This is a genomic window from Aminobacter sp. BE322 (assembly GCF_050433525.1).
Classification (GTDB): Bacteria; Pseudomonadota; Alphaproteobacteria; order Rhizobiales; family Rhizobiaceae; genus Aminobacter.
Genome location: NZ_JBNPXB010000001.1, coordinates 264,902 through 288,219, shown reverse-complemented (window position 1 = coordinate 288,219; position 23,318 = coordinate 264,902). Strand labels below are relative to the sequence as shown.

Annotated in this window: 20 protein-coding genes; 10 read left to right on the top strand and 10 right to left on the bottom strand. The window is 65.9% G+C overall.

Annotated features, from left to right (window positions below):
* Positions 1–24 precede the first annotated feature (24 nt).
* Complete coding sequence (locus tag J2X50_RS01415; RefSeq protein WP_429090826.1) at positions 25–786, top strand: 4Fe-4S dicluster domain-containing protein; 762 nt, start codon at positions 25–27, stop codon at positions 784–786.
* Between the two features lie 3 nt (positions 787–789).
* Positions 790–1,710 carry a dimethyl sulfoxide reductase anchor subunit family protein gene (locus J2X50_RS01410; RefSeq protein ID WP_429090824.1) on the top strand — a complete coding sequence of 307 codons (921 nt, stop codon included), beginning with the start codon at positions 790–792 and terminating at the stop codon, positions 1,708–1,710.
* Positions 1,711–1,715: 5 nt separating this feature from the next.
* Here the strand turns inward: J2X50_RS01410 and J2X50_RS01405 are convergent, their stop codons facing one another.
* The 6 genes from J2X50_RS01405 to J2X50_RS01380 form a co-directional block, all read right to left on the bottom strand.
* Positions 1,716–2,675 (bottom strand): lipid A biosynthesis lauroyl acyltransferase, encoded by a 960-nt coding sequence (locus tag J2X50_RS01405; RefSeq protein WP_429091819.1) that lies wholly within the window; start codon positions 2,673–2,675, stop codon positions 1,716–1,718.
* A gap of 52 nt (positions 2,676–2,727) precedes the next feature.
* Positions 2,728–3,756, bottom strand: a complete 1,029-nt coding sequence (locus J2X50_RS01400) for a zinc-binding dehydrogenase (protein WP_429090822.1) — start codon at positions 3,754–3,756, stop codon at positions 2,728–2,730.
* Positions 3,757–3,848: 92 nt separating this feature from the next.
* Complete coding sequence (locus J2X50_RS01395; RefSeq protein ID WP_429090820.1) at positions 3,849–5,120, bottom strand: beta-ketoacyl-ACP synthase; 1,272 nt, start codon at positions 5,118–5,120, stop codon at positions 3,849–3,851.
* Between the two features lie 18 nt (positions 5,121–5,138).
* Entirely contained in the window at positions 5,139–6,329 is a 1,191-nt protein-coding gene (locus J2X50_RS01390) for a beta-ketoacyl-ACP synthase (RefSeq protein ID WP_429090819.1), read from the bottom strand.
* Between the two features lie 17 nt (positions 6,330–6,346).
* On the bottom strand, positions 6,347–6,628 hold the full coding sequence (locus tag J2X50_RS01385; RefSeq protein WP_429090818.1) for an acyl carrier protein: 282 nt from the start codon (positions 6,626–6,628) through the stop codon (positions 6,347–6,349).
* Positions 6,629–6,778: 150 nt separating this feature from the next.
* A complete protein-coding gene (locus J2X50_RS01380) occupies positions 6,779–7,324 on the bottom strand; it encodes a histidine phosphatase family protein (protein WP_429090816.1) in 546 nt (181 codons plus the stop codon).
* A gap of 160 nt (positions 7,325–7,484) precedes the next feature.
* On the opposite strand from J2X50_RS01380, the gene J2X50_RS01375 reads away from it, so the two are divergent.
* The 3 genes from J2X50_RS01375 (at position 7,485) to J2X50_RS01365 (ending at position 11,593) form a co-directional block, all read left to right on the top strand.
* On the top strand, positions 7,485–8,435 hold the full coding sequence (locus J2X50_RS01375; protein ID WP_429090814.1) for an AEC family transporter: 951 nt from the start codon (positions 7,485–7,487) through the stop codon (positions 8,433–8,435).
* Positions 8,436–8,591: 156 nt separating this feature from the next.
* Positions 8,592–10,049 carry an NAD-dependent succinate-semialdehyde dehydrogenase gene (locus J2X50_RS01370; protein ID WP_429090812.1) on the top strand — a complete coding sequence of 486 codons (1,458 nt, stop codon included), beginning with the start codon at positions 8,592–8,594 and terminating at the stop codon, positions 10,047–10,049.
* A 335-nt stretch (positions 10,050–10,384) separates the two neighbouring features.
* Complete coding sequence (locus J2X50_RS01365) at positions 10,385–11,593, top strand: cytochrome-c peroxidase (protein WP_429090810.1); 1,209 nt, start codon at positions 10,385–10,387, stop codon at positions 11,591–11,593.
* A gap of 1 nt (position 11,594) precedes the next feature.
* On the opposite strand, the gene J2X50_RS01360 is transcribed toward J2X50_RS01365, so the two are convergent.
* Positions 11,595–12,047 (bottom strand): Lrp/AsnC ligand binding domain-containing protein, encoded by a 453-nt coding sequence (locus J2X50_RS01360; RefSeq protein WP_429090809.1) that lies wholly within the window; start codon positions 12,045–12,047, stop codon positions 11,595–11,597.
* 171 nt (positions 12,048–12,218) lie between these two features.
* On the opposite strand from J2X50_RS01360, the gene putA reads away from it, so the two are divergent.
* The gene (putA, locus tag J2X50_RS01355; RefSeq protein WP_429090807.1) at positions 12,219–15,824 is read left to right on the top strand and encodes a bifunctional proline dehydrogenase/L-glutamate gamma-semialdehyde dehydrogenase PutA; all 3,606 of its coding nucleotides are present in this window, start codon (positions 12,219–12,221) and stop codon (positions 15,822–15,824) included.
* Between the two features lie 158 nt (positions 15,825–15,982).
* Here the strand turns inward: putA and J2X50_RS01350 are convergent, their stop codons facing one another.
* From J2X50_RS01350 to J2X50_RS01340, 3 genes are read right to left on the bottom strand one after another with little or no spacing between them, the layout of a single operon-like run.
* A complete protein-coding gene (locus tag J2X50_RS01350; RefSeq protein ID WP_429090805.1) occupies positions 15,983–17,269 on the bottom strand; it encodes a TonB family protein in 1,287 nt (428 codons plus the stop codon).
* Between the two features lie 9 nt (positions 17,270–17,278).
* Positions 17,279–17,725, bottom strand: a complete 447-nt coding sequence (locus J2X50_RS01345) for a hypothetical protein (RefSeq protein ID WP_429090803.1) — start codon at positions 17,723–17,725, stop codon at positions 17,279–17,281.
* Positions 17,726–17,729: 4 nt separating this feature from the next.
* A complete protein-coding gene (locus J2X50_RS01340; protein ID WP_429090802.1) occupies positions 17,730–19,784 on the bottom strand; it encodes a TonB-dependent receptor domain-containing protein in 2,055 nt (684 codons plus the stop codon).
* Between the two features lie 274 nt (positions 19,785–20,058).
* Here J2X50_RS01340 and hemP point away from each other — a divergent pair, with 274 nt between their 5' ends.
* Genes hemP through J2X50_RS01320 form a run of 4 tightly spaced genes read left to right on the top strand, consistent with a single transcriptional unit; the run spans position 20,059 to position 23,306 of the window.
* The gene (gene hemP, locus J2X50_RS01335; RefSeq protein WP_429091817.1) at positions 20,059–20,211 is read left to right on the top strand and encodes a hemin uptake protein HemP; all 153 of its coding nucleotides are present in this window, start codon (positions 20,059–20,061) and stop codon (positions 20,209–20,211) included.
* A gap of 11 nt (positions 20,212–20,222) precedes the next feature.
* Positions 20,223–21,278, top strand: coding sequence for a hemin-degrading factor (locus J2X50_RS01330; RefSeq protein ID WP_429090800.1), 1,056 nt, complete (start codon positions 20,223–20,225; stop codon positions 21,276–21,278).
* Between the two features lie 5 nt (positions 21,279–21,283).
* Complete coding sequence (locus tag J2X50_RS01325) at positions 21,284–22,186, top strand: heme/hemin ABC transporter substrate-binding protein (protein ID WP_429090798.1); 903 nt, start codon at positions 21,284–21,286, stop codon at positions 22,184–22,186.
* Positions 22,187–22,196: 10 nt separating this feature from the next.
* On the top strand, positions 22,197–23,306 hold the full coding sequence (locus J2X50_RS01320) for a FecCD family ABC transporter permease (RefSeq protein WP_429090796.1): 1,110 nt from the start codon (positions 22,197–22,199) through the stop codon (positions 23,304–23,306).
* Positions 23,307–23,318 lie beyond the last annotated feature (12 nt).

The following is a 23,318-nucleotide window of genomic DNA, read 5'->3' as shown; positions in this document are numbered from 1 at the left end:
ACGGGGAGAAGGAAGGGGGAACCCATGACCAGCCTGCCCAATTTGCCGACGCCGAAAAGGCTCGGCCTCGTCATCGACCTCGACGTCTGCGTCGGCTGCCACGCTTGCGTCATCAGCTGCAAGGAATGGAACACCGGTGGCCATGGGGCAGCGCTTTCCGACCAGAATCCCTATGGCGCCGATGTCTCCGGCACCTTCCTCAACCGCATCCACAGCTTCGAGGTGGTTCCCGAGGGCGGGCAGGTCATCGGCGAGGCGGGCGAGGCACGCATCGTGCATTTCCCGAAGTCCTGCCTGCATTGTGAGGACGCGCCCTGCGTCAGCGTCTGCCCGACGGGCGCTTCCTACAAGCGTGCCGATGACGGCATCGTGCTCGTCGACGAGGACAAGTGCATCGGCTGCGGGTTGTGCGCCTGGTCCTGCGCCTATGGCGCGCGCGAGATGGACCTCGCCGCCGGCGTGATGAAGAAATGCACGCTCTGCATCGACCGCATCTACAATGAGACTCTTCAAGAGATCGACCGCGTTCCATCCTGCGTGCGGACCTGCCCGGTCAATGCCCGGCACTACGGCGACCTTGGCGATCCATCCTCGCAGGTGTCGCGGATGGTGGCAGAACGCGGCGGCTTCGATCTGATGCCGGAGCAAGGCACACGACCCACCAACAAATACCTGCCGCCGCGGCCACGCAAACCGCTCGCCGCAAGCTCGGCGGTGCTGGCTGAAAATACCGACGGGGCCAAAGGCTTCTTCGCCTGGCTCGACGGCATGCTGGACCGAATCTGACATATGCATCCCGCGCCTTCCATCATCGTCTTCACCACGCTGTCCGGCATGGGCTACGGGCTCGCTGCAATCCTCGGGCTCGGCCTGCTCGACCCAGGGGCCATGGCCACCAAGATCGCGCACGTTCTTGCGCTGGCGATGATCGCCGGCGGCCTGCTGTCGTCGACGCTGCATCTGGGCAATCCGCAGCGCGCCTGGCGGGCGCTGTCGCAATGGCGCTCGAGCTGGCTGTCGCGCGAGGGCGCGATGGCGATCGCGACCTTCGCGCCCCTGACCGTATCGGCCTGGCTATCAATGATCGAAGGGCGATACCTGCCGCCGGTCGGGTTTCTCGGGGCAGCAATGTGCCTTGCGACGGTCTACTGCACTGCGATGATCTATGCCTCGCTGCGGGCGGTGCAGGCCTGGAACACCCAGCTTACGCCGCTCTGCTACCTGCTGTTCGCCGCCGCGGGCGGGCTCACCCTCACGACTATGTTCGCTGCAACTTCTGGCAACGGCGCGTGGCTCCCTGGCATCCTGGCCATGGTGGCGATTGCCGCTGCCTGGATAGCCAAGAACCTGTGGTGGACCCGGCTGCGCACCATGGCGCCGCTTTCGACGCCTGAAAGCGCCACTGGGCTCGGCAATATCGGCCGCGTGCGGCTGTTCGAGCGGCCGCACATCAACGACAACTACCTGACGCGCGAAATGGGCTTCAAGGTCGCCCGCAAGCATGCCCGGAAGCTGTCCAACCTCGCGATGATCGCCGGCGGGGCCGTGCCGATCGCGCTGCTGGTGGTCGCGATAGTCTCAGGTGCGGGCGCCGTGGCCATCGTGGCGTCGGCGCTGGCGGTGGCATTTTATGCGCTGGGCCTCGTCGTCGAGCGCTGGCTGTTCTTCGCCGAGGCACGCCACGCCGTGATGAATTTTTACGGCGGATAGCGAAGTCAGGAGCGCGCCGTCAGCTTCCCGGCGGTATTGACCTTCCGCTTCTTGCCACGCGAGAGCACCCAGCGCTTGTGGAACCACATCCACTGGCCCGGATCCTCGCGGATCCAGCGTTCGACCGTGTCGTTCAACATCTGCGTCGTCAGCTGGACGTCGACGGCACCGTCGTCGCGGCGGGGCAGGTCGAGCTTGTCTTCGACCGTCAGGCGGTAGCGGTTGCCGGGCAGCCTGATGCAGTGCGCGGGGTAGACGTCGCAGTCGTAATGGCGCGCCAGCATGGCGACGACGGGGTTGGTCTCGCATTCGCGGCCGAAGAAGCTCGTCCTCAGCCCGCGATTGAATTTCTGGTCGACGAGCACGCCGACATTGCCCCCGCGGTCGAGGATGCCGGCAAGTGCAAAGGACGCGCCGCGCTGCGATGCAAGCAGATCGCCCATGCTGGAGCTGCGCGTCGAGAAGATGTACTCGGCGAGGTAGGGATTGTTTGGCGGCCTAAACAGCGCGGTGATCTTCATGCCGAAGGTGGCGGCCGCGATCGGCAGCAGCTCGAAATTGCCGAGATGGCCGGTGAAGACGATGTGCGGCTTGTCCTCGTTGGCGATCCTGGCGAAGTTGTCGATTCCTGAAACTTCGATGCGGCCCGGGGCCGTGGCGTTCGGATCGAAATCGAAGATCTGATCCAGGAAGATGTACTCGGCACCCAGCCGGCCCATGTTGCCCCACATGTCCAGGGCGATGGCCTCGATCTCGGCGTCGCTCTTTTCGGGATAGGCGGCACGCAGGTTGGCCACGGCCACCCGATGGCGGCCGAACCACGGGCCGACGGTGCGGGCGGCGCGGTCGGCGAAGTTCAGCGCCCTGTCCACCGGCAGCAGCCTGAGCGCCTTGAGCGCGACGAGCGCCACCTGCGCGATCAGCCAGTAGTTCAGCTGGCGCAGTCGCCGCATGATCCGCATCATCGTCGGACTGGGTATCTTGCTGGCCTTCTTGCGCGGCAATTCGGAAAAATCCTCAGTCGATGCGGAGGATGATCTTGCCGAACACGTCGCGGCCTTCCATGCGCTTGAGCGCCGTGTCGATGGAGGTGAAATCCACTTCGGTATCGATGATCGGTTTCACCAGACCGGCGGCCATTTTCTGCATGGCGTTGGCCATGTTCTCCATGCGGCAGCCGAACGAGCCGAGGATCTTCAGCTGCTGCTGGAAGAGCATCATCAGGTTCATGTCTGTCGAAACGCCCGAGGTCGAACCGCAGGTGACGAGGCGGCCGCCGCGCCTGAGGCTGAACATAGAGCCGGCCCAGGTGTCCTTGCCGACATGCTCGAAGACGACGTCGACGCCCTTCTTCTTGGTCAGCTTGCGCACCACGCCTTCGAAGCGGTCCTCGCGGTAGTTGATAACGTGGTCGGCGCCGAGCGCTTTGGCCTTGTCGATCTTGTCGTTGGAGCCGACGGTGGTGATGACCGTGCAGCCTATCTTCTTGGCGAGCTGGATCGCAGCCGTGCCGATGCCGGAGCCGCCGGCATGGACCAGGATGGTCTCGCCCGGCTCGAGCCTGGCGTTGTCGAACAGCATGTGCTCGACCGTACCGAAGGTGACGGGTGCAACCGCAGCGCCGATGGCGTCGACGCCAGGAGGGGCCGGGACGAGGAGGCGCGCCGGCAGGTTTATCCTTTCCTGGGCGAAGCCGTCGAGATGGAAGCCGTGCACGCCCGAAACGTGCTCGCAGAGATTGTCGCGGCCTTCGCGGCAAGGGCGGCAGAGGCCGCAGGTGCGGGCGCCGTAGATGGAGACGAGCTGGCCGGGGGCAAGGCCGGTCACGCCTGGGCCGACCTGGTCGACTTCGCCGGAGGCTTCGGCGCCGATCACCAGGGGCATCTTGCGCTTGGCGAAGGCCATGCCGCGCCAGCCCCAGACGTCGATGTGGTTGAGCGCGACGGCCTTGATGCGGAGCGTGACTTCGCCGAGGCCGGGAGGTGGGGGCGGGGCAATGTCCACCTGCTCGAGCCGGCGGTCCTCAACGAGCTGTAGTGCGCGCATGGTGTCGCTCAATCCTTGTCGCTGCGGCGCCGGGTGCATCGTGGTCGATGCCTAAAGGGCGCCGCAGTGCCGAAAATCAGTTAGGCGGTCGCTTAGACCGGTTCCCGCGCCATGACAAGGCAGGTGTTCTGGCCGCCGAAGCCGAAGGAGTTGGAGAGCACTGTGCGAACCTTGGCTTCCCGCTTCACATTCGGCACCACGTCGAGTTCGATCGACGGATCGGGATTGTCGTAGTTGATCGTCGGCGGGATCACGCCTTCGCGCATGGTCATCAGCGAGAAGGCGGCCTCGATCGCGCCTGCCGCCGAGAGCGTGTGGCCGATCATCGACTTGTTGGACGACACCGGAATCTTGCGGATGCGCTCGCCGAACACGGTCGAAAGCGACATGTGCTCCATCTTGTCGTTTTCGGGCGTCGAGGTGCCGTGAGCGTTGACGTAGTCGATCTCGTCCTCGCCGAGGCCAGCGTCGGCAAGGGCCGCCTTGACCGCGCCAATGGCCGGCGAACCGTCCGGCTTGGAGCGGGTGCGGTGAAAATCGTCGGCCTTTTCGCCGCAGCCGCGCAGGATGCCGAGCACTTCGGCGCCGCGGGCAAGCGCGCTTTCCAGAGACTCGAGTACCAGCGCAGCTGATCCTTCGGCGAGCACGAAACCGTCACGGTCCTTGGAGAACGGCTTCGACGCCTTTTCCGGAACGTCGTTGTTGGTCGACAGCGCCGACAGCAGCGAAAAGCGGATCAGCGCCTCGGCAGTGGCCGAGCCGTCGGCGCCGATCGAGAGCGCGCGGTCGCACTCGCCGCGGCGGATCGCCTCGACGCCGAGCTGGATGGCGGTGGCGCCCGATGCACAGGCGGTCGACAGCGTGATCGGGAGGCCGCGTGTGCCGAAGCGGTCGGCAAGGCGGTCGGCTATCGAGCCGAACTGCGAGGTGTCGAACATGTCGAGCGAATTGAGGTTGCGGGCGACACGCAGCAGGCGCTCGGAAGCGGAGCCCTGATCGTCGCCGGCATAGAGCGCGAAGCGGTCGGCCCAATCGAGCTCGACCGGTGGGGAGGCCAGGAACAGCGGACCGTCGAAGTCGCCGGTGTCGAAGCCCGCTTCGGCCACGGCCTCCTGTGCGGCCGTTTCCGCGAGCTCGTAGGTCAGGGCACTGGAGCCCTTGTTGCTCGATGGCAGGAAGTCGACCATGCCGGAGACGCGGGTGTTCAGGTGGTCGACCGGGAAGCGGGTGATCGGGTGGATGCCCGACTTGCCTGCGGTCAGCGCCGCCCAGTTGTCGGCCTTGCCGACGCCGAGCGAGGTGACGACGCCGATGCCGGTAACGGCGACGACGGGTCTGCCGAGATGATCCTTCAGATTGGCCATGTTCTGTCCTGACACCCTTCAGCGCGGCGCGGAGACGAGCGCCACGCCTTCGAATTGGTGATAGCCGACGGCTGTTGCCAGTACGTTTGTCGGCGCACCGGCAAATTCCTTCTCGCCGGCCTCGAACGCCGGGTAGCCGGCGCCGTTGTCGATGGCGAGGGCCGCGAGCGCGACCGCGAATGGAAACTGCGCTTCCTTCATGTGGCCGGTCAGCGACGAAAGTGCACGTGTCGCAATCGCGGGATTGGCGTCGAGCGCAGCCTTTTCAGCCGCGGTCGCGGCGTGCGCGCCGGACGCGCCGGAAATCGCCAGCAGATCGCCCCTGGGAAGCTCGACCTTGGCCAGGAGTTCGGCGAGCCCTGCTTCCAGGCTGCCATTGCCGCGGCGCCTGGCGCGGCCGGACACGACCGGACCCAGCTGGGCATAGATCTTCTGGCCGCGGGCCTCGGCATGTTCGCGGGATTCGAGCACCAGGAACGCGCCGCCCGAGCCGGTGACCACGCCGCCGCCTTCCGAGCCCTGCCGCTGCCATACCGGCTTCCACGGGCCGCGATGCAGATAACCGGCCAGTTCGTAACCGAGCAGCATGTCGGAATGTTCGGTCTGGAAGGCACCGCCGACCAGGACATGCGTCGACTGGCCCGAACGGATGCGCGCGGCCGCCGTCTCGATGGCGGAAACGCCGGCACCTTCCTCGCCCATGAAGGTGCGGGACGAGCCGGTGACCTTGTGGACGATCGAGATGTTGCCGGCGAGCAGATTGGAGAGCTGGGCGAGGAACAGCGTCGGCCGAAGCTCGGTCGTCAGCTTTTCGTTGAGGAGGACGCCACGGTCGCTGCGCGTGCTGGACGCATCGAGGACGCCTGCGTCGACAGATTCGTCACGCTCGCCGCCGCCAGCCGCAACCACCATGTCCATGGTCGTGCTGAGGTCGTCGTTGCCCTTGATGCCGGCGTCGTCGAGCGCCATGCCGGCAGTGTAGGTGCCGAGCCTCTGCCAGGTCTCCATCTGCCGCTGGTCGCCGCGCTTGGTGATCTGCAGGCCCCAGTCGATCTCGGGCAGCGGGTGGATGGTGTAGGGCGAGAAGCGCTCGGCATCGATGACCGGCGTCGCACCGGGGGTGCTCAGCTTGTCCCAATGCGCCCCGCCGCCTTCGCCGAGCGAGGAGACGAGGCCGATGCCAGTGATGACGACGTCGCGGTTGGCCATGGACGGCGTTCGCCTGCTCAGGCGTTCTTGGCCGCGACGAGCGCGTCGATCTTGGCGCAGAGGTTCTTCATGACGAAGTATTCGTCGGTCGAAGCCTTGCCGTCATTGACTTCCTGCGTCCACTTCTCGAGCGGCACCTTGATGCCGAACGCCTTGTCGATGGCAAAGACGATGTCCAGGAAGTCGAGGCTGTCGATGCCCAGGTCGTCGATGGTGTGGCTCTCGGGCGTGATGGTGTCGAGGTCGATCTCGCTGGTCTCGGCAATGATCTTGGCGACTTTCTCGAAGGTCGTGGACACGGCTTTTCCTTTGGTGAGGGCGGTCATGAACCCGGGACAGATTCTGCGCGCATAGTTTTGTCGGGCTGTCTAATCGGTTTTTCCGGACAGGAAAAGGCCAAATCCTGTGCCTTCATTGGGCGTCCGGTCCCGTACGTTGGGGAAGGCACGTCAAAAGACGATGCGGCCGAGCACATGCAGGTTCTCTCCCTGGAGCCCTACGATGACGGCTTCGCCTTCGCGCGCCGATGCGCCCGTCAGCGCCTGGATGTTCTCGAGATGGGTCACCAGCACGATGTTGTCGGAGCCAGAGAAGTTGCGGATGATTTCCTTTACCGCCGTCACGTCGGCCTCGATCGTCGCTTCGGTGGGCTTGTCGAGCGCGGCCAGCGGCTCGACGAGGCTGTCGCCGAAGGCAAGGCGGGCGGTTTCGAGCGTGCGGCAGTAGCGGCTGGAAAGAACCTTCTCGACCGGCGCGGCACGTGCTGCAAACAAAGCACCGATCTTGCGCGCCTGCTGGCGTCCTCGGTCGGAGAGGTTGAGCTGGGTGGCGCATTTTTCGATGTCGAAGCTCGGCGGCTCGACGGTGCCTGTCGTGGCGGCGTGGCGCAGCAGCACGACGTGGCCGCCGTTGCGCAGGAGCGCCCAGCCGGCTTCGGTCGCCTGGGCCGGTACGGCACCCAGAAACACTATGATGGCAAGCGCAAGCCTGAGCATGAATCGTCCCGAATTCGCAATGCGGATATAGGGATGCCAAAGCCGATTGAAAGGCAAGGCGGCCGGCAATCGCAGCGGATGGCCGAAAGGCGCCGGCCGGCTTGATCGGGACGGGATAGGCGGCAATGCTGGAGCGCGATTCCTCACCCTGCGGCCACCGATGTCACCACTCGTCGAAACAGTGCTCTTCGTCTTCGGTCTCGTGGCCCTGGGCTACCTCGCCGGCGCGACCGGCTATCTGCGGGCCGAGGCCGGGGACCAACTGTCCCATTTCGCGGTCGGGGTGGCGCTGCCGCTGCTCTTGTTCCGCACGATGCTGGGCGCCGATTTCCAGGGCACCGCGCCCTGGGGCCTGTGGGCCACCTACTTCGCCTCAGCGGCCGTGGCCTGGACTGCCGGTCATCTGGCGACTACGCGCCTGTTCGGCCGGGACGGGCAGGCGGGCGTGGTCGGCGGCGTCTCCTCGGCCTTCTCCAACCTGGTGCTGCTCGGCATCCCGTTCATGCTCGGGGTCTTCGGTCAGGAGGGTTTCGAGATATTGTTGCTGATCGTGTCGGTGCATCTGCCGACGATGATGATGGCTTCGATCATCCTGTTCCAGCTGTTCGGGCCGCGCAGCAGCGAGCCCGTGCATTCGCTTCGGATCATCGGCGACTTCCTGCGCAAGATCTTCCAGAATCCGCTCATCATCGGCATCCTCGCGGGTCTCGCCTGGCGCTTCACCGGCCTGCCGCTGCCGTCGCTCGCCAACCGTTTCGTCGACGCGCTCGCCAACGTTGCCGGCCCGGTGGCGCTGTTTGCCATGGGGCTCGGGCTGAGGAAGTTCGGGGTTTCCGGCAATATCCGGCCGGCGCTCGTGCTGTCGGGGCTGAAGCTGTTCCTGATGCCCGCTGTTGCGCTGGCCTTTGCCTGGATGCTGGGCTTGCCGCCGCTCACGGCCAAGGTGGCGGTTGCGGCCGCCGGGCTCCCGTCCGGGGTCAATTCCTATCTGATCGCCACCCAGTTCGGCACCGGCCAGGCGCTGGCCTCGAACCAGATGACCATCGCCACGGCCTGCGCTGCGGTGACGACCGCCTTCTGGCTGACGGTTGCGACCGCTGTATTCGGATGAGGCTGGACCAACGTATCTATGCCATAATGCGGTTGATCGCGGACACTGCGGCAAGATACTAATTTGGCGACCGTGGCGCGGCGGCGGGAGCCCGTCCGCCCAACGTTTCTACCGATACGAAAAGCCTGCATCGACAGGCGGACAGGGAGGCAAACCATGCTCCAGAAAGCCAGTCAGTTCATGCGGCAGGCCAATCTCATCAACGGCGAATGGGTCCAGGCCGACTCCGGCAAGACCATCGACGTCATCAACCCGGCGACGGGATTGAAGATCGGCACCGTGCCCAGGTCCGGGGCCGCCGAGACCCGACGCGCCATCGAGGCCGCCGACGAGGCGTTCAAGACGTTCCGCAAGACCTCGGCGCTCGAGCGCTCGAAACTGCTGCGCAAGCTGCACGACGCGATCATGGACAATCAGGACGCGCTGGCCGAACTGCTCACCATCGAGCAGGGCAAGTCGCTGACCGAGGCCAAGGGCGAGATCGGCTCGTCGGCCGCCTATGTGCTGTGGTTCGCCGAGGAGGCACGCCGCACCTATGGCGACGTCGTGCCTTCGCCCTGGGCCGACCGCCGCGTGCTCGTCACCAAGGAGCCGGTGGGCGTCATTGCCGCGATCACGCCATGGAACTTCCCGTCTTCGATGCTGTCACGCAAGCTCGGGCCGGCGCTTGCCGCGGGCTGCACCGCAGTGGTCAAGCCGGCGTCGCAGACGCCTTATTCGGGTCTTGCCTGGGGCGCCCTGTGCGAGGAAGTGGGCTTCCCCAAGGGTGTCGTCAACGTGCTGACCGGCTCGGCCGGGGAAATCGGCGACGAGATCTGCGCCAACCCGCTGGTCAAGAAGATCACCTTCACCGGCTCGACCGAGGTCGGCAAGATGCTGATCGCCAAGTCGGCCTCGACGGTGAAGAAGGTGTCGATGGAACTCGGCGGCAACGCGCCGTTCCTGGTCTTCGACGACGCCGATATCGACCGCGCCGTTGAAGGCGCCATCACTGCGAAGTTCCGCAATTCCGGCCAGACTTGCGTCTGCACCAACCGCTTCTTCGCCCAGGCGGGCATCTACGACAAGTTCGTGGCCAAGTTGGCCGAGGCGTCGAACAAGCTCAAGGTCGGCTCCGGCCTGGACGCCGGCGTGCAGCAGGGGCCGCTGATCGACGAGAAGGCCGTCGAGAAGGTCGAGGAATTCATCGCCGACGCCACGGCCAAGGGTGGCAAGGTGGTTGCCGGAGGCAAGCGCCACGCACTCGGCGGCTCGTTCTTCGAGCCGACCGTCATTTCCGGTGCGACGCCGGCGATGATGTTCATGAAGGAAGAGATCTTCGGCCCTGTCGCGCCCGTCTTCAAGTTCGAGACGGAGGAGGAGGCGATCGCGCTCGCCAACGACACCGAATTCGGCCTCGCGAGCTACTTCTACACCGGCAATCTCGGCCGCGCCTTCCGCGTGATGGAGGGGCTGAAATACGGCATGGTCGGCGTCAACGAGGGCCTGATCACGACGCCGGAAGCGCCGTTCGGCGGCGTCAAGGAGTCCGGTCTCGGCCGCGAGGGCGGGCATCAGGGCATCGAGGATTATCTCGACACCAAGTATGTCTGCCTGGGCGGGCTGGGGTTCTAGGACCTCCGCCAGCTTGTAGCGAAATCGGCGCGCGGTCTCGGAAGAGATCGCGCGTTTTCATTTTCGTCTTTGACAAGGAGAATCCGAAAATGGATGCAAGATCATGTTTTATTTGGCAAAATCTTGCCAGAGCTTTGATTGGGGCGCCGTGGCCGAGACAAAGATCCTCCTCTTTGCAATAGATATCGCTGCCATCGGCTATAGTCGACGCGCCGGGGAATGCCGGATCGGCTGAAAACGTTGTCGTCAGGAGGCTAGGAGGGCGAATTGGTTTCGGCTGCGTGGCGAAGGATTGTCGGGGCGGCTTCGACAACGGGTGAGGCGCCTGCGGGACAATGAAGGCGGCTGCGATCAGGCATCTCGCCTTGGCTGCTTCGCTGGTGGTGATGCTGGCCGGCAGCAGCGAGCCTGATTTCACCGATGCCGAGAAGCGTGCCATCGCGTCGATGTCGTTGTCGGTACTGTCGCCGCTGCCGCCCGATCCCACCAACCGTTTCGCCGACGATCCCGGTGCCGCCGCACTCGGCGCGACGCTGTTCTTCGACACTGGCATGAGCCGCGACGGCAACGTCGCCTGCGGCACCTGTCACAAGATCGACCGGCAGTTCCAGGACGATCTTCCGCGCGGCGTAGGCATCGGCGAGACCAACCGGCGAACCATGCCGCTGGCGGGCGTGGCGCGCGATCCGTTCCTGTTCTGGGACGGGCGCCGCGACAGCCTCTGGGCGCAGGCGCTGGTGCCGCTCGAGAACCCCAAGGAGCAGGCGGGCACGCGACTGGCCTATGCCCACTACCTCAAGCGCCGTTTCGGCGAGCGCTATGAACGGATTTTCCGTCCTCTGCCCGATCTTTCCGGTCTGCCGGCGAGCGCCGGGCCGTTCGGCACGCCAGCCGAGCAAGCGGCCTGGGCGGCGATGACTGTCGAACAACGCGAGGGCGTCGACCGGGTGTTTTCCGACATCGGCAAGGCGATTGCCGCCTTCGAGCGCTCGCTCGTGCATCACCAGACCCGTTTCGACCGCTTCGCCGACGCCGTTGCCAAAGGCAGCATGCTCGCACCGGAGAACGATCTTTCCGATGAAGAGCGACGTGGGCTCGGGCTGTTCATCGGCAGGGCGAAGTGCGCGACCTGCCACACCGGTCCGCGCTTCACCGACAATGAGTTCCATAATACCGGCGTTCCGCCGGTCGCAGGCCTGCCCGAGGATCGCGGCCGCATCGCCGTGCTGGACGAGGTGCTCGCCGACCCGTTCAATTGCCTGGGAAAATTCCGTGACGGCGGGGAGGAGGCGTGCCGCGAACTGCGCTTCATGCAGAAAGGTTCGCCGGAACTGGTGCGCGCCTACAAGACGCCGTCGCTTCGAGGCGTTGGCGACCGTCCGCCCTACATGCATGCCGGCCAGTTCGCGACGCTGGAGCAGGTCGTGAACCACTACGCGTTGGCGCCGAAGGCTGTCGAAGGGGAGAGCGAAATCCATCCTGTCGCGCTCTCCGATCAGGAACGTGCGGCCTTGGTGGCGTTCCTGAAAACGCTGTCGGAATAGATCAGCGGTCCTTCACCGTCTCCATGGCCACGAAGGTCGACGTCTGGGCGACGTGGGGGAGGGCGGAGATGCGCTCGCCGAGTATGCGCCTGTAGGCCGCGATGTCCCTGGTGCGCACCTTGAGCAGATAGTCGAAGCTCGCCGCCATCATGTGGCACTGCTCGATCTCGCGCACGGCATGAACCGCGCGGTTGAAATCGTCGAGCGCGGCAGAGCGGGTGTCCGAGAGCTTGACCTGGACAAAGGCGACGTGGCCTTCGCCCATGCGCTCGCTGTCGATGATCGCCTGGTAGCCCCTGATGTAGCCGTCCTTCTCCAGCCGCTTGACCCGAGCCTGCACCGGGGTCTTGGAAAGGCCTACCTTTGTGGCGAGCTCGGCCATGGACAGCCTCCCGTCGCGAGACAGGGCGAACATGATATTGCGGTCAATGCGGTCCAATTGGTCTTCTGGCATCGAATTGATGATCCATATCGTCGTCACATGGCCTCAATGCTAGATCATTTGGTCTGTCGCGTCGACTTCTTTGGACCGGCTGAAAAACTGGCGTTATGCTAGCTTCCGGCAAAGGGCTCTGCGGCACCTTCTGCCGCCGCGCCGTCATGCCAACCGCTCCACAGGATCGCCATGCAAGCGCTCGACGCCATCCGCCAGGAAATCCGCGCCAACTACCTCCCCGACGAAGCTGAAGCTGTGAAGCGGCTGGCGGCTCTCGCCAACCTGTCCGTCGACGACCGCAAGGCGATCTCGGCGCGCGCCGCCGACCTCGTGCGTGCCGTTCGCGGCTCGACCGATCCGCGGCTGATGGAGGTCTTCCTCTCGGCCTACGGCCTGTCGACCAAGGAAGGTGTGGCGCTGATGTGCCTGGCCGAGGCGCTGCTGCGCGTACCCGACACCGAGACCATGGACGACCTCATCGCCGACAAGATCGCGCCGCATGACTGGTCGGCCCACTCGGGCGGCTCCAGCTCGATCTTCGTCAATGCCTCGACCTGGGCGCTGATGCTGACGGGCCGCGTGCTGGACGAGGGCGAAGGCTCGATCGAGCGCACCCTGCGCTCCATGGTGCGCCGTCTCGGCGAGCCGGTGATCCGCACCGCGGTTGCCGCCGCCATGCGCGAAATGGGCGAGCAGTTCGTGCTCGGCCGCACCATCACCGAAGCCGTCAAGCGCGGCCGCTCGATGATCCAGAAGGGCTATCTCTATTCCTTCGACATGCTGGGCGAGGCCGCCCGTACCGAAGCCGACGCGCTGCGCTACCACCGCGCCTATGCCGAGGCGATCTCGTCGCTCGACAACGGCAGCAACGGCCCCGACATCCGCTACAACCACGGCATCTCGGTCAAGCTGTCGGCGCTGCACCCGCGCTACGAGGTCTCCCACAAGGAAGACATGCTGCCCGTGATGGCTGAGCGGCTGCTGTCGCTGTGCCTTGCCGCCAAGCGCGCCCGCATGGGCCTCAACATCGACGCCGAGGAGGCCGACCGCCTCGACCTGTCGCTCGACGTCATCGAACGTGTGCTCGCGCATCCCGATCTGGCAGACTGGTACGGCTTCGGTGTCGTCGTGCAGGCTTACGGCCCCCGCACGGCCTTTGCCATCGACTGGCTCTATGCGCTGGCCAACAAGCTCGACCGCAAGATCATGGTGCGCCTGGTCAAGGGCGCCTATTGGGACACCGAGATCAAGCGCGCCCAGACGCTGGGCCTGCCGGGCTATCCGGTGTTCACCCGCAAGGCCAACACCGACGTTTCCTACATGGCCTGCGCCCGCAAGCTCCTGTCGATGACGGACCGGATCTACCCGCAGTTCGCCACCCACAACGCGCACACGGTTGCCGCCATCCTGTCGATGGCCACCGACCGCACCTCCTTCGAGTTCCAGCGCCTGCACGGCATGGGCGAAGCCCTGCACGAGACGGTGCGCAAGGCCGAGGGCACGCGCTGCCGCATCTACGCGCCCGTCGGCGCCCACTCTGACCTGCTCGCATACCTGGTTCGCCGCCTGCTCGAGAACGGCGCCAACTCGTCCTTCGTCCATCAGCTGACCGACGAGGACGTGGCGCCCGAGGACATCGCCCGCGATCCGCTCGAAACGGTCGAGACGCAAGGTTCGGCCTCGAACCCGTCGATCCCCGCGCCTGCCGCCATCTTCGGCGCCGGCCGCCAGAACGCCAGGGGCTGGGACATCACCGACACCACCACGCTTGCGGCGATCGATCATGCCAAGTCGGGCTTCAAGGGTCCTGACCGCTGGACGGCGAAGCCGATCACGCGTGCCGCCGGCTACGGCGCGTCGCGCAAGGTCATCAACCCGGCCAAGCCTTCCGACATCGTCGGCACGGTGACCGAGGCTGCCGCCAAGCAGGTGGATACGGCAGTCCGCATCGCCGTCGAGGCGCAGCCCGCCTGGGCGAGGAAGCCTGTCGCGGAGCGCGCCGCGATCCTGCGCCGCACCGCCGATCTCTACGAGGCCAACGCGGCCGAGTTCTTCGCGCTCGCCACCCGCGAGGCCGGCAAGTCGCTGTCCGACGGCGTGGCCGAAGTGCGCGAAGCGGTCGACTTCCTGCGCTACTACGCTGCCGAGGCCGAGAAGGCCGAAGCCGGCACCGAGGCACGCGGCGCCATCGTCTGCATTTCGCCGTGGAACTTCCCGCTGGCGATCTTCACCGGCCAGATCGCGGCAGCGCTTGTCACCGGCAACACCGTCATCGCCAAGCCGGCCGAGCAGACCCCGCTGATCGCTGCGCGTGCCGTCGAGATGATGCGCGAGGCCGGTGTGCCTGAGGACGTGATCCAGTTGCTGCCCGGTGACGGCCCGACTGTCGGCGCGCCGCTGACCGCCGACCCGCGCATCGCCGGCGTCTGCTTCACCGGCTCGACGGAGGTCGCCAAGATCATCGAGCGGCAGCTTGCCGAGACGGCGCAGCCCGATGCCATGCTGATCGCCGAGACCGGCGGCCTCAATGCCATGATCGTCGACTCCACCGCTCTGCCCGAGCAGGCGATCCGCGACGTGCTGGCCTCGTCGTTCCAGAGTGCGGGCCAGCGCTGCTCGGCACTGCGCGTGCTCTACGTCCAGAAGGACGTCGAGAAGAAGATGGTCGAGATGCTGAAGGGCGCGATGGATGCGCTCACCGTCGGCGATCCGTGGCTGCTGTCGACCGACGTCGGCCCCGTCATCGACGAGGAAGCACAGAGCGGCATCCGCGACTATTGCGAGAAGATGGAAGCCAAGGGCAAGCTGATCGCCAAGCTCGACGCGCCCGCCGATGGCCGTTTCGTTGCCCCGCATGTCTTCAAGGTCAAGGGCATCGAGGAGATGGAGCGCGAGATATTCGGTCCCGTTCTCCACGTCGCGACGTTTGAATCCGACCAGATCGACGAAGTGGTTTCGGCCATCAACCGCAAGGGCTACGGCCTGACCTTCGGCCTGCACACCCGCATCGAGGGCCGCGTGCAGCACATCGTCGACAGCATCCATGCCGGCAACATCTATGTGAACCGCAACCAGATCGGGGCCGTGGTCGGCTCGCAGCCCTTCGGCGGCGAGGGCCTGTCCGGCACCGGCCCCAAGGCCGGTGGCCCGCACTACCTGCGTCGTTTCCGCAAGTCGGCCGAGGGCGGCCAGGTCACGGCGGATGGCCGCAAGGTGACGGCGACCGAGCTGATCGACAATCTCGTCGATGCCGGCGAGTGGGCAACGCGCGGCGACCGTATCGCCGTGCTGCGCAAGCACCTGCGCGGCAAGGGCGCGGCGGCCATCGCCGCTGCTGCCGGGATCGACTTCGGCCAGGTGGACCTGCCCGGACCGACGGGCGAGGCCAACACGCTGTCGCTCAATCCGCGCGGTCGCGTGCTGGTGCTCGGACCTGACGCCGAGACGCTGCTTGCCCAGGCGATCCAGGCACTCGCTGCCGGCTGCTCGGCACTGGCGGTGGCTCCCGGCGCGCCGGCGGCACTGCAGTCGCTGCTCGGCAAGGGTTTGCCGATCGCCGCGCTCGACGCCCGCGCCGATCCGGTCGAGGCACGCGCGCTGGCGGTCGATGCCGTTGCCTATTCGGGCACGCAGGAAGGCATGAAGACCATCCGCAAGGTGTTGGCCGAGCGCAAGGGACCGATCATCCCGCTGATCAGCGAAGTGATCTACCCGGCAGCCTACGCCCACGAGCGGGCGGTCTGCGTCGACACCACGGCCGCCGGCGGCAACGCCAGCCTGCTGGCCTCTGTCTAACGGAGAAAAGGGGCGGGCTCAGGCCTGCCCCTTTCGAACCTGAAGGCGCCGGCGGTCACGTCAACTGACTTCGACCGCCGAAAATTCCTTGAATTGCGGATGGCCGAAGGCTTGTCCGAGCGCGCGTTCCTGCGCGCATTGCGCAAGTTCTCCGATGGTCAACGGCCGATGCCGAGCGGCAGGGTGAACTGCCAGCTGGACCGGCCTGCCTCGGCAGGAATCGGCGGGAACGGGGCGGCGCGGCGGACGACGTCCAGGGCGGCGGCGTCGAGTTCGGCCGACCCGGAACCCTGGACGATGCGGATGCCGCCGACACCGCCCGACGCGCCTACGGTGAAGGTCACCTGCACGTCGCTGCGGGCCTTGGCCCTGGCGGCGCGCGAGATGCCGCGCAGGGCGCGGCGCAGCTTGGCCGCGACCTTGCCGGGATAGTTCGAAACCGAAGCGTTGCCGGCCGACCAGCTGCTGCCGTTCTTGCCCTTGGCGGCCGTGGTGCCGTTTGCCGCGCCGTCGGCTTCGCCCTTGCGGGCGTCGGCCCGGCCTTTGCCCGCCGAGCCGGCCTTGCTCAGGGTGGCCTTCTTGGCCGGTGTCTTTTCCGCTTTCTTCGGCTGCTCGGCCTTTTTCTCCAGCGTCTTGACCGGCTTCGGTTCTGGCTTCTTCACTCGTTCCGGCTTTGCCTGGGGCCTGACGGGCTCCAGTTCGGTCTTGGCGGCGATCTTTTCAGGAGCCGGAGCCGGCGTGGGCTCGGCCTTCGTCTCGACGGGCTCGACCTTCGCCAACTCGACAGGCTCCTGGACGACATCGTCGTCCTCGACGGGCTCGACCTTGTCGGTCGCGAGGATTTCCGGAAGCTGGTCCGTGTTTGCCGGCAGCGACGGCTGCTCGGCAGCGGGCTCGATGATCTCGTCCGGTGCTTCTTGCGCGGCCGCTTCGACGGCCTCGACTGGTCCAGGCTCGGGCACTGCCTCGACCGCGACGGTTTCCACCGGCCTGGCGTCCAGCATCGTGATCATCGTCACGTTGGTTACGGTGTTGGGATCGATCTCGGACGGTTCGCCGGCAGCGGACTGATCCTCAGCGGCATTGCCGAGCAGCGTGACGCCGGCGTCGGCGCTTCCCTCGATCAGGATCTGGTCGCTGTTGCGGGTCACGAAGAACATGGCCACAGCCGAGTGCAGGGCGACGGAGGCGAGCACCGCGGCGAGCCACTTCCGGCTGCGGGCCTTGGCCGGTGCTGCCTTGGGAGCGAGCGGCTCGCTCGCCGGCACCGGCAAAAGCGGGCTTGCATCCGCGATATAGGTCCCGTGCGCGGTGTCGCGGGCGCAGATACGGAGCGCACCGAGCGGGATCGCAAACGCCGGATCGTCGGGCTCGATCGGCCATGCGCCGATACCCGCCAGCGGCCAGGCGAGGGTGGTTTTGGCGAAGGCCGGTTCGAGTCCCACGGCAGCCCCTCAGATCCCGAATGCGATGCCGGATTTGGATTCGGTGCGCAGCAACTTCAGGCAGGCCGACGGCTCCACGCCGGGGCCGGCACAGTCGGTGGCCTGGTTGACCAGCGCGCGGTTTACCTTGGTGCAGTCGGTGCCGGGCAGGTCGAACCGTGTCACCTTGGTCTTGCCTGCAGGCAGTCGCTCGAAGTCGAGAACGGTCAGGCGGTCGACCACGCCCGCTTGGTTGAACAGGGCGATCTCGAACGCCGCCCTGGAAAGCTCGGCTCCGAGCCTGTTGCTGACCACGAAGGTAAGGTGGCAGCCCTTGTCGGACGGGGTGGCGGCATTGAGCTCGAGCAGCAGTTCCGGCGTTGCCGGGGCGCTTTGCGCCCCGGCCGAACCCGCCGCCCCGAGCAGGGCAGTCGCAGCCACTGCCAGAATGCAGAACTTCCCGGCGTTCGCCCTCATCGCATCACCAGTCCAGCTGCTTGACCAGGGTGAGCTTGAAGGTGCGACCCTTGCCGGCCGTGCCCGAGAGGAACTCGCGGTACTGTTCGTTGAAGATGTTGTCGACGCGGAAGTTGGTCTCGAACCCCTTCCACGCGCCGTCCTGCGGCTTCCAGGTCACGAACATGTCATGGGTCGCGAAGGAGGGGGTGGCCCGGCGCATGTTGGGCAGCTCGCTGACGCGGTCCTGGGCCGCAACGAAACGGCTCGTCCAGCCGAAGGACAGGTCGCGGTCCGGCACGCGGCCGCCGAGGGTGAAGGCGAACTCATGCGGCGCGACCGTGTTCAGCGGCATGTCCTTCAGCAGGTCCTCGCCGATCACGTAGGAGTAGGCCGCGTTGCCGAAGACGTAGTCCGAATCGTAGGCAAGTTCGACTTCGGCACCGTAGATACGTGCCTCGCCGATGTTGGTGTAGCGCGGATTGGCGCCGTTGCCGTTGTCGGTGATCAGGTCGGTGATGTCGTTGTAGAAACCGGTGGTCTTGAGCTGCACCGCATCGCCCGGCTGGGCCAGGTCGTAGAGCGACACCGCGACGCCCGCCTCGTAGTTGTTGGACAGTTCCTTCCTGAGATCGGGACGTCCGATCTGCGCCGAATCGAAGACCTCGTCGATGGTCGGCACGCGCTCTGTATGGGCGACCGACCCGAACACGGCAAAGGTGTCGTTGAACTTGTAGTGCGCCGCGATCTTGGGGGAGAAGGCCGTGTGGTCCTTGGCGCTGGCTGCGGCGATGTCGGTCGGCTCGAGCCTTTGCCAGTCGAGGCGCGCGCCGCCGATGAGCGTCAGGCGCTCGTCCCAGACGAATTCGTTCTGCACGAAGGCGCCGGTCGCCGTCCGGGTACCCTGCGGATGGGTGCCGGACTTGCTCTTGAGTGTCGTCCGTTCCTGAAAGTTGCTCTGCGAGCCGACGGTGAGATGATTGACGAAGTTGTCGCCTTCATAATCGAAGGTGTTCTGGACGCTGAACTGGTAGGTTTCGTAGCCGAAGGTGCGGTTGAGCGAGGGGATGCTGGCATCCGACTGGTCGTTGACGGTGTCGGAGAAGGACGCCTGCACCTTGAGGTCGAGCCAAGGATTGTCCGAGGCCGGGTTCTCGTAGGAGATGATGGCCGTCTTGTCGGTGATCTTGCGGTCGACCGTGCCGAAACCGGGCGGCACATCGATGCCGGTCTGGTTGTAGTATTGGTCGTCCTCGTCGGTCTGCCACTGCATGTAGGAGGCGCGCAGGGCCTGCTCGTCGTTGTCGCCGAAGCGATAGGTGCCTTTCAGCAGGCCCGACAGGGCGCCGATCTCGGAGCCGGGGACCTCGGTACCGTTGCCGGAGGTGTAGGCGTTGGCATAGCGATAGTTGCCGGCGGCCAGCAGTTCGAAATTGTCGCCGAGGCGCGTGGCCAGGATCGCCGAACCAAGCGCGCCTTCGGAGTTCGAATCGAAGGCGGACTTGAGCCGCAGCGCGCCCTTCTGGCCGTCGGCGAGGAAGTCGGCCGCGTCCTTGGTGGTGAAGTTGATGACGCCGCCCAGCGCGCCCGATCCGTAGAGCGTGGAAGATGCCGGCCCGCGCAGCACCTCGACGCGCTTGAACAGCTCGGTGTCGGTGAACAGGCCGCCCATGCGGTACTGCTCGTAGAACTTGGTCGCGCCGTCGACGTTGACGATGATGCGGCCTTCCTCGCCGCCGCTCTCGGGGCCGCCGACACCGCGGATGTTGAAGGTCTGGCCAAGCGCGCGGTCGGAACCCGACACGTTGACGCCCGGGATCGTCTTGACCAGTTCGCCGACCGTTTCGGCCTGCTTCCGGTCGATGTCCTCCTGCTCCATGACTGACACCGCCTGCGGCGTGTCGATGGCCACTTTTTCGGCGCCCGCGCCCAGGATCAGGCGCTGCAGCAGCGTCACGCGGCCCTTCTTGTCCAGTTCATTGGTCTGCACTTCCTGGGCTTTCGCGCCCTGCAGTCCAACCAGCACCATCATCGCCGCTCCGCCCAGCAGAGCAGCCTTGTTCCGAGCAACCAGCCCCATGTCCCAACTCCAAATGTCCTTTGCTGGCTTGCCCGCTGCTTGCTCGCACTTTTTCGCCTGCCCGGTTCGTCATAAATCTTGACTAATTCACTCCGGTATTGCACTGACTAATAAACATGATAGTTCGAGTCAACAATTTGATTTGAACATTTCAGCCCGTCGGAATGGTCCGGCGGGTGGGTGGACCAAGGAGTGCAATGAGATGAATTCGCACAATCCGAACCACTTCCGTTCGGGCCAGTACAGGCACGGATACCGGCGCCCGGAAGGGCAGATGGGCGTACGCCCGATCGCCGAATCGCTGGCCGTCAGGACCCTGACCAGCGAGTCGCTGTTCCTCGGCGACTACGAGATCGGCATCAACCACGGCGGCGCGCTCTACCGCCTCAAGATCACCCGTCAGGGCAAGCTCATTCTCAACAAGTAGGTGCTTCGAAAATGGACCAGCGCGTGAAACCCGCCCCGCATGCAATCAGGCGGGCGCGATCGGGCAACCCCAAGATGCGCGAGCGCGACCTGGCCGGGCAACTGGGGATATCCGAGGCGGAACTGGTTGCCGCCCACTGCGGCGAGGGCGTGGTTCGCATCGAACCGCGCGTCAACGACCTGCTCGCCGGGCTCGAGGCCGTCGGCGAGGTGATGGCGCTGACCCGCAACGAAAGCGCAGTGCACGAGAAGATCGGCGTCTACGACAAGGTGGTGCAGGGCAAGCTGAGCGCCATGGTGCTGGGCGAGCAGATCGACCTGCGCATCTTCCCGGGCGCCTGGGCGCATGGTTTTGCCGTCGAGAAGCGCGATGGCGACGACATTCGCCGCAGCCTGCAGTTCTTCGATGCCGCGGGCAATGCCGTGCACAAGGTGCATCTGCGTGCTGCGTCCAATCTCTACGCCTACCAGAAGCTGGTCGAGGCGCTGGCCAGCGCCGATCAGGACCCCGCGCTGGTCACGGTGCCCACGGCACTCGACCAGCCTGCCGGCGACGGCTCGGCAAGTGTCGACGAACTGCGCCAGCGCTGGAGCAGCATGACCGATACGCACCAGTTCTTCGGCATGCTCAAGTCGCTGAAGCTCGGCCGCCAGCAGGCGATGCGCATGGTTGGCCGCGACTATGCCTGGACGCTGGACCGAGGCGGGCTGCAGACGATGTTCCACCAGGCTGCGGAGACGGAACTGCCGATCATGTGCTTCGTGGGCAACCGCGGCTGCATCCAGATCCATTCGGGTCCGGTGAAGAACGTCAAGCCGATGGGGCCATGGATCAATGTCATGGACGAGACCTTCCATCTGCACCTGCGTGCCGACCACGTCCAGGAACTGTGGGCCGTGCGCAAGCCGAACAAGGATGGCCATGTGACCTCGGTCGAGGCCTATGACGCCAATGGCGACATGATCATCCAGTTCTTCGGCAAGCGGAAGGAAGGGCAGGGCGAACGCCAGGAGTGGCGTGGCCTGGTCGAGACGCTGCCGGGCGCCGCACAGCAGAACGCGGCATAAGGAGAATGAACATGTCGATCACCAAGGGGCTGGCTCGCTCGGCCGCGATCGGGCTCGTCCTGCTGTCGACCGCAGGCGCAGGCCGAACGGCGGAAGAACCTGGCGTGCTGCCGGATCGCTCGCGGATTGCCACGGTCGGCGGCTCGATCACCGAGATCGTCTACGCGCTTGGCGAGGAAAAGGCGCTGGTCGCGCGCGATTCGACGAGCGTCTATCCCGAAGTGGCCCTCAAGCTGCCCGACGTCGGCTACATGCGGGCGCTGTCGCCGGAGGGCGTGCTCTCGGTCAACCCTTCGGGCATCCTCGCGCTCGAGGGCAGCGGTCCCAGGGAAGCGGTGGATGTGCTCAAGAAGGCGAGCATACCGCTGATCACCGTGCCCGAAGGCTTCAGCCACGAGGGTATCGTCGACAAGATCCGGATCGTCGGCAAGGCGCTCGATGCCGAGGCGAAGGCCGAAACGCTGGCCAAGGAGGTCGACGCGCAGCTCAGTGCCGCCGAGGCGCTGACGGCCGACATCCCGCAGGCCGAGCGAAAGCGGGTGCTGTTCATCCTCGGCATGCAGGGCGGCAAGATCATGGCTTCCGGCAGCGGTACGGCCGCCGACGGCATCATCGCATTGGCCGGAGGGGTCAACGCGGTCGAGGGCTTTTCCGGCTACAAGCAGCTGACGGACGAGGCGGCGCTCACCGCCAGGCCGGACATCATCCTGATGATGGACCGCGAGGGCGAGCTCGCGATCGACGATGCACAGGTCTACGGCAGCCCTGCGATAGCCTCGACGCCGGCCGGCCAGGCCAGGAAGCTGATCCGGATGGACGGAGCCTATCTGCTCGGCTTCGGCCCGCGCACTGCCGGGGCCGTCAAGGACCTCGCCGCGGCGCTCTATGGCGACGCGGTGAATCGATAGGACCGGTACAGTGACGGATGAAGCGATCGCCGGCGTGGCCGGCGCGGAAGCGGGCGGTCGTCATGCGAGTGGCGACCGTTCCGCGACGGCACTGTTGGTGATCGGCCTGCTGGCCGCGGTGCTGGCGGTGACGGCGCTTACCAGTCTCACCTGGGGCGCGTCCGATGCCTCGGCGATCGGGCTGCTCCGCGAATGGCTGTTCGGCGCCACGCCCGGCAACGAAGCCCTGTCGGCGCGCGATGCCATCATCGTCTACGACATCCGCCTGCCGCGCGTGATCCTCGGTATCCTCATCGGGGCGGCGTTGGCCGTTTCGGGCGCCGTCATGCAGGGCCTCTTCCGCAACCCGCTTGCGGATCCGGGTCTGGTGGGGGTGTCCGCCGGATCGGGCCTGGGCGCAGTCTCGGTGATCGTGCTCGGCTCGACGCTGCTTGCGCCGTTCACCGCCATGTTCGGGAGCTACGCGCTGCCGCTAGCGGCGTTCTTGGGCGGGTTGGTGACGACGATCATTCTCTACAACGTCGCGACGCGGCAGGGGCGAACCTCGATCGCCACCATGCTGCTTGCCGGCATCGCGCTGGGCGCCATGGCGATCGCGCTGACCGGCATCCTGGTCTACATGGCCGACGACCGGCAACTGCGTGACCTGACCTTTTGGCAGCTCGGATCGCTCGCCGGCGCCACCTGGGTCAAGATCGCCGCGGCCGGCCCGATAATCGTCGCAGCGCTAGCCGCGACCCCGTTCCTCGCCAGGGGGCTCAATGCCATGGCGCTCGGCGAGGCCACCGCCGCCCATCTCGGCGTGCCGGTGCAACGCCTGAAATATGTCGCCATCGTCGCGGTCTCGGCGGCCATCGGTGCCGCGGTGGCCGTCAGCGGCGGCATCGGTTTCGTCGGCATCGTCGTTCCGCATCTGCTGAGGCTCGCCATCGGTCCGGACAACCGCTACCTGCTGCCGGCCTCGGCGCTTCTCGGCGCCTGCCTGCTGCTGCTCGCCGATGCGGTGAGCCGCACCATCGTAGCACCCGCCGAATTGCCGATCGGCATCGTCACGGCTGCGGTGGGCGGTCCGTTCTTCCTCTGGATCCTGCTGCGCAAGCGCGGCGTCGTCGACCTCTGACGGGCGAAGGAT

What these genes read in the sequence shown, in the direction of transcription:
- J2X50_RS01415 (WP_429090826.1), top strand. Translation starts at nt 25, where the DNA reads ATGACCAGCCTGCCCAATTTGCCGACGCCGAAAAGGCTCGGCCTCGTC.
- J2X50_RS01410 (WP_429090824.1), top strand. Translation starts at nt 790, where the DNA reads ATGCATCCCGCGCCTTCCATCATCGTCTTCACCACGCTGTCCGGCATG.
- J2X50_RS01405 (WP_429091819.1), bottom strand. Translation starts at nt 2,675, where the DNA reads ATGATGCGGATCATGCGGCGACTGCGCCAGCTGAACTACTGGCTGATC.
- J2X50_RS01400 (WP_429090822.1), bottom strand. Translation starts at nt 3,756, where the DNA reads ATGCGCGCACTACAGCTCGTTGAGGACCGCCGGCTCGAGCAGGTGGAC.
- J2X50_RS01395 (WP_429090820.1), bottom strand. Translation starts at nt 5,120, where the DNA reads ATGGCCAATCTGAAGGATCATCTCGGCAGACCCGTCGTCGCCGTTACC.
- J2X50_RS01390 (WP_429090819.1), bottom strand. Translation starts at nt 6,329, where the DNA reads ATGGCCAACCGCGACGTCGTCATCACTGGCATCGGCCTCGTCTCCTCG.
- J2X50_RS01380 (WP_429090816.1), bottom strand. Translation starts at nt 7,324, where the DNA reads ATGCTCAGGCTTGCGCTTGCCATCATAGTGTTTCTGGGTGCCGTACCG.
- J2X50_RS01375 (WP_429090814.1), top strand. Translation starts at nt 7,485, where the DNA reads ATGTCACCACTCGTCGAAACAGTGCTCTTCGTCTTCGGTCTCGTGGCC.
- J2X50_RS01370 (WP_429090812.1), top strand. Translation starts at nt 8,592, where the DNA reads ATGCTCCAGAAAGCCAGTCAGTTCATGCGGCAGGCCAATCTCATCAAC.
- J2X50_RS01365 (WP_429090810.1), top strand. Translation starts at nt 10,385, where the DNA reads ATGAAGGCGGCTGCGATCAGGCATCTCGCCTTGGCTGCTTCGCTGGTG.
- J2X50_RS01360 (WP_429090809.1), bottom strand. Translation starts at nt 12,047, where the DNA reads ATGCCAGAAGACCAATTGGACCGCATTGACCGCAATATCATGTTCGCC.
- putA (WP_429090807.1), top strand. Translation starts at nt 12,219, where the DNA reads ATGCAAGCGCTCGACGCCATCCGCCAGGAAATCCGCGCCAACTACCTC.
- J2X50_RS01345 (WP_429090803.1), bottom strand. Translation starts at nt 17,725, where the DNA reads ATGAGGGCGAACGCCGGGAAGTTCTGCATTCTGGCAGTGGCTGCGACT.
- J2X50_RS01340 (WP_429090802.1), bottom strand. Translation starts at nt 19,784, where the DNA reads ATGGGGCTGGTTGCTCGGAACAAGGCTGCTCTGCTGGGCGGAGCGGCG.
- hemP (WP_429091817.1), top strand. Translation starts at nt 20,059, where the DNA reads ATGGGCGTACGCCCGATCGCCGAATCGCTGGCCGTCAGGACCCTGACC.
- J2X50_RS01330 (WP_429090800.1), top strand. Translation starts at nt 20,223, where the DNA reads ATGGACCAGCGCGTGAAACCCGCCCCGCATGCAATCAGGCGGGCGCGA.
- J2X50_RS01325 (WP_429090798.1), top strand. Translation starts at nt 21,284, where the DNA reads ATGAACATGTCGATCACCAAGGGGCTGGCTCGCTCGGCCGCGATCGGG.